This is a genomic window from Streptomyces sp. CB01373 (assembly GCF_002803075.1).
Taxonomy (GTDB): domain Bacteria; phylum Actinomycetota; class Actinomycetes; order Streptomycetales; family Streptomycetaceae; genus Streptomyces.
In genome coordinates this window covers 1-4,786 of record NZ_NNBK01000037.1, presented here as the reverse complement: position 1 = coordinate 4,786, position 4,786 = coordinate 1, and the positions used below count along the sequence as shown (strand labels likewise).

Here is a 4,786-nt window from a genome sequence, read left to right as displayed (position 1 = left end):
CCGTACGACTCGCTCAGGGACCAAATGCCGTGGTACGGGCCTGGGCCGCCGTCTCCGACGGTCATCAGGAACCCTCGGTAGTCCCTGGGAAGCGTGACCCCGTACTGCCGCTCGAAGGACCGAACCTCCGCCTCGGACAGCACACTCCTCGGCCGAGTATCGGACAGCCGGTCCATCCCGTTCCTACCTCTCGCATCTGGCAGCCCCAGTTCCACCGTCGCCGCGAGCATAAGACTTTCCAACCGGCCAGGCTCCATGCGGTCGAATCTCACTTTGAAACGATCAGTTAGAGGGCCAGCAGGTGAAGACCCCTGGTACGGGGTATCCCGCCGATCCGATCTCGCCGTGGCCCACGTCGGCGACGGCCTGCCAAGCTCCACGCCGGCAACGGATACGACTACGACTACGACTTCCTGCGACGGTGGCTCCGCAGCCGGAACATCGTCCCGCGCATCGCGTGCAAGGGGATCGAGTCCTCGCACCGGCTGGGCCGCCACCGATGGACCGTGGAGCGGACGGTGGCCTGGCCGGCCGGGTGCCGTCGCCTTCACCGTCGTCACGAGCGCAAGGCTGAACACTTCCTTGCTTTCGCCGGGATAGCCGCGACTCTGATCTGCTACCGCCGGCTCTCGGCTTGAGGCGATGCTCAGGTATTGGCACCTCGAGCCGTCACCTGCCAGCGATCGATCACCTCGCGGTCTCGGACGACCAGCAGCTCATCGGCGAGATTCACCGGCGTACATATGTGGTTGGGGACGACAGCGACGAGCGCCCCAAGGCGTGGTCCCCGCACCCCTTCCGGAAGCCGGACAACGGCGTGGTGCTCCCACAGCCCTGTGATGGTTCCCTGCGGGAACTGGGGCAGGTAGCCGTGGCCCGTCACCCAAGGCGACCGGTCGGTGCCGAGGACCTTGTTACCGACATCAAGCACAAAGCGGTCAGGGGCGGGAACGCTGATCACCGTCGCCGCGGCGACCAGCGCCAGATCCTCCACACCGCATGTGCCGATGCCCAGCTTCACGGCGGCCGCCTTCATCGCGGCCCACTCCGTCGGGTAGTTGGGGGCGGACCTCCGCGACCATACGCACCGCACGCTCACGAAGCTCGGCAGGTAAGGGGACGGACGGGCCATGACTCGATCCTCTCAGGGAATCGAGCCTCCATCAGACCCGGAGCGCTCCACTTTTCTCACCGATGGTCAAGCACGCGTGGCCTGGTTGCGGTAGCCGTCCCACGCCTGTGAAACCGGCAGCCAGACCCAGGCGGCGGGGTTCCGTGCTTGAGTACGAGTACTCATGTTCGCCAGGACGCCGGCTGACAGGCTCTGCGATATGACGAGTGGCAGAAGGGCGCTGACGGCCCTGCATCTCTTCCTGGTCTGGGCGACGATGGCGGCCGTGGCGCCGGCGCTCGGTTTCGGGCTGGTGATATCGGCCTGGGGTGGTGGGGCCGGTGCGACGGTGCCGGTCCTCGCGTTGGGTGTACCGCTGATGGTGGGCTTGCTGACCACGGCGGGCATACCGGTGCGGACCGTGGTGCCGCTGTGCGGCTCCGTGTCGCAGCGGCTGGGCTGGGCGGTACTGGTCTTCGTCCTCGGTACGCTCGGCATCCTTGCAGGTCTGGCCGCCTATGGCGAAAACGTTGACCTCGGAAGCGCCAGTACCCGGATCGTGCTGACGGGGGTGCCGTACGCCGTGGCCGCGGCGTTCTTCGTGCCGAGCCGGTGGGTGCGGCTGGGGGCGCTGGCCGTACTGGCGGCTGGGGTGGCCTATGGAGGCTTCGTCGGCCCGGCGCAGTCGCAGCAGCGCCAGAACGAGGCGGAGGTCGCGCGGTACCGGGAGCATCCGGAGCTGCTGTACCTGGGCGCTGCTCCGCCGGGCATGCAGGTGTCCCATGCCGAGGTCGGCCGGGCCTCCTTCGGCGTCGACTACCGCCCCGTCCGGGAAGGCTACGAGTTGGGGTACGTCGTCCTCACGGTGCGCCCGCCGCTCACGCCGACTCCCCGATGCCCAGAGCCTGCGGAGAAGGGCATGAGCTGCACAGTAGACGCGCACGGTGAGATGCTCACGGTCCGCGACTTCCCCGGAGGCGGCCGCGCCATCACCCTCACCCGCCGCCACCGGAACGCGGAGGCCGAAGTCACCAGCCAGACCCTGGACGGACCCGGGCTACGCCATCTCCTGAACTCTCTGCACCCACTGTCGGACACAGAGCTGGAGAAGCTGATACGGGAAAAGAAGATCGAGCACAGAATCTGAAAGAGCGTCTTGTCCGGGGTTCAGGTGTCACGGCAGTTCGGGGTGCTCTCATGGGTGAGGCGTCGGCTCATGAGGTCGATCACCGCGACGTGGATTATGGCTTCGGAGCGGCGTGGGTGGCTTTCTCGTCGCGGGCGAGGCGGCGGTGGTGCATGAGCCAGCCAAGGTCCGCTCGACCACCCAGCGCCGGGGAATCCCCCTTGAATCCTCTGACTCCGGGCTCGCGTTGGACTCCTTCGCGTCGATACAGAGGCGGCGCCGTGTTCGATGGCTTGGTGCAGTAGCCGGTGTCGACCCATGCCTCACGTGAGGGCTCGTGGCGGCAATGAGGCCCTCACCGAGCACGTCCGCTCCCTCGCGACCATGCTCACCGAGCGCCTGCCAGACTGGCTCGACGCCGTCCGGAAGGACGACCTGCCCAGCCTTCGTACCCTCGCCGCAGGCATCGGCCGCGACCGCGATGCCGACATCGCCGGCTTAACCTTGCCCTGGAACTCGGGTGTCGTGGAAGGGCACGCGGCCGCGCGGGCTTCAGGCTGTTGGGCAAGCGGGTACTACTCGCCTGAGCCGGCTGGCCGACGATGCTGCCGATGCGTTCCTTCACGAGTTCGGGGGGCTGACCGTGAGCATCAGTGAGCCTTTTCCAACCTCACGCTGAACCTGGCGAGGTTCAGCGTGAGGACGGCTTTGACCAGGTCTGTGATCTGGTTGGTGCTGCATCGTGGCTTGCGCAGGAGGCGCCAGGACGCACGGTCGTGGGATGTGCCATCCTCAGCGTGTCTTCAGGCCACGGTCTTCGAGTTCGTCCGCGCACTCCTCTGGTACCCAGACAGCCTTCGCGGTGGCTCTGCCCTTCAAGGGCTCTTCCTGCCGCTCCCGCTCCGCCTCGGCGCGGGCTTGTTCGATGTCGTCGGCGATCGCCTTGCAGTCGACGACGTACGTGTCCGTCGGTACCGGCTCCTCGGAGGGAGATTCCGGCGTGTCCGTGTACGTCCCGGCGTTGAGGGCGGAGGTGGCGGCGATGCAGGCCAGACACAGCCCCGCCCAGACGGCGATGATCCACCGGCGGGCGCTCAAGAGCCGACCATTCCAACGGCGAGGCCGACGACAGTGAGCACGGCGAAGGTGAGCATCGCAGTGCGCGAGACCTTCATCGAAGCTCCTTCCTCAAAGGGGCCGGTACAGCGAGCTTCTGCCAACCTGCCGACTCTTCATTGGTCCTGGTCACGCCCAACAGCAGAGCTCCTGATAGACGGGTTCACGACCACGATCCCCCATGCTCACCAGGAGCTTCGCGTGCTTGTCTACCCGTCGGCGATCGGTCTGTCCAACACGCACCTGCGCTGTCTCACCCGTCAACCTACCGCCCACCGCCGGGAGATCGGCTCGCGCTGGCGGCGCCTGGCGCCGGGAAGCCAGGCCCTCCTGGTTCTGGCCCATCTGCGCTGCGGCGACACCTACGCACGGCTCGCTGCCGGGTTCGGCATCGGGATCGCCACCGCCTACCGCTACATCACCGAGGCCGTCGGCCTCCTGGCCGACCTCGCCCCTACACTCGCCGAGGCAGTCCGGACGGCCTCGATGAAGGCGTTCGTCCTGCTCGACGGCACGCTGCTGCCCATGAGCATCCTGCGTGTGGCCGCACAGTTCGACGGCAGCCTGGGCCCGACTGGTTGGGGCTTGCCACGCAGATTCCGGCTGGCATAGGCGCGAACGTTGCCGTAGCCGTCCGGGTAGCCGCGCTCCTTGATCTCCTCCCACAATTTCCATGCGTTGGTGCAGCCTTCCTGCCATCGCCGGTCGAGGTAGGGCATGTATGCATCGAGCTTGGTGGGTCGGCTTTGCCACTCGCCGGTAAACAGTTGGGGGAGGACCTCGCCGTCAACCGGTCATCTGGCAGGTCTGTCAGTTACGGGTCCAGCCCCCGGGGCCGATCCAGACGGTCTGCTTGTTGCGCGTCGGGACAACGTCGTAGCGCGCCACGGCCTGGTAGTAGCCGCCGATGCGCCGCTTGCAGAGGAGGTTGCCGATGATGGTGTTCCGCTGGCCGAGCGCCACCTTCCCGTAGACCAGGTCATCGCCCATGTCCCAGTTGGTGCTCCAGTAGTTCGTATAGGCCTGGATCCCCTTGACAGTGGCGTTCGGGCAGTTACCGAGCCACTTCGGGAAGGAGATGTACACCCAGCCGTAGCTTGCTGCCTGCGCAGTTCCCTGAGTTGAGGCTACTCCGCTGATGGCCAGCCCGAAGACCGACAGCGCCACGGAGAGCTTCTTGAGCCTCGTCTTGAGCACGTACCCACCCCATCTTGTCTTTGCCCGTCATCCAGGAACCGCGAACCGGGCAGATCACGACCCCCGAAGCCTGATCATGTGAGCCTGTGCGGCCGATGAGGGAAGGACGCAGAATTCAATGACGTTTCCTGACAATAGGTTCTAATCACACTCGCATCAGCAGGTTTCTCTCGTTGGTTGCGTCCTGGGAAGTGGTGTACGGGCTCCCACCTGATCCGGGCGTTTGGTCCGGCGTC

General features: G+C 66.2%; 5 protein-coding genes and 3 pseudogenes. 4 read left to right on the top strand and 4 right to left on the bottom strand.

Annotation, left to right across the window (positions count from 1 at the left end; genetic code table 11):
* The coding region (locus CG719_RS37700; protein ID WP_442802772.1) for an SMI1/KNR4 family protein at positions 1 to 176 on the bottom strand (176 nt) is incomplete at its 3' end.
* 135 nt (positions 177 to 311) lie between these two features.
* Between CG719_RS37700 and CG719_RS35190 the strand changes: the two are divergent.
* Positions 312 to 638: pseudogene (locus CG719_RS35190) on the top strand (IS5/IS1182 family transposase); the annotation flags it as partial.
* 8 nt (positions 639 to 646) lie between these two features.
* Here CG719_RS35190 and CG719_RS35185 read toward each other — a convergent pair.
* Entirely contained in the window at positions 647 to 1,036 is a 390-nt protein-coding gene (locus CG719_RS35185; protein WP_234375928.1) for a hypothetical protein, read from the bottom strand.
* 259 nt (positions 1,037 to 1,295) lie between these two features.
* On the opposite strand from CG719_RS35185, the gene CG719_RS35180 reads away from it, so the two are divergent.
* Positions 1,296 to 2,258, top strand: coding sequence for a hypothetical protein (locus tag CG719_RS35180; protein WP_234375927.1), 963 nt, complete (start codon positions 1,296 to 1,298; stop codon positions 2,256 to 2,258).
* Between the two features lie 327 nt (positions 2,259 to 2,585).
* Positions 2,586 to 2,824, top strand: a pseudogene (locus CG719_RS37695) (ISL3 family transposase); the annotation flags it as partial.
* Between the two features lie 205 nt (positions 2,825 to 3,029).
* On the opposite strand, the gene CG719_RS35165 reads toward CG719_RS37695, so the two are convergent.
* Entirely contained in the window at positions 3,030 to 3,335 is a 306-nt protein-coding gene (locus CG719_RS35165) for a hypothetical protein (RefSeq protein ID WP_100572759.1), read from the bottom strand.
* Between the two features lie 219 nt (positions 3,336 to 3,554).
* On the opposite strand from CG719_RS35165, the pseudogene CG719_RS35160 reads away from it, so the two are divergent.
* A pseudogene (locus CG719_RS35160) lies at positions 3,555 to 3,902 on the top strand (helix-turn-helix domain-containing protein); the annotation flags it as partial.
* Between the two features lie 261 nt (positions 3,903 to 4,163).
* Here CG719_RS35160 and CG719_RS35155 read toward each other — a convergent pair.
* Positions 4,164 to 4,550: a hypothetical protein gene (locus CG719_RS35155; protein ID WP_159025041.1), complete on the bottom strand. Its 387-nt coding sequence runs from the start codon at positions 4,548 to 4,550 to the stop codon at positions 4,164 to 4,166.
* Positions 4,551 to 4,786 lie beyond the last annotated feature (236 nt).

What these genes read in the sequence shown, in the direction of transcription:
- CG719_RS35180 (WP_234375927.1), top strand. Translation starts at nt 1,296, where the DNA reads ATGTTCGCCAGGACGCCGGCTGACAGGCTCTGCGATATGACGAGTGGC.
- CG719_RS35185 (WP_234375928.1), bottom strand. Translation starts at nt 1,036, where the DNA reads ATGAAGGCGGCCGCCGTGAAGCTGGGCATCGGCACATGCGGTGTGGAG.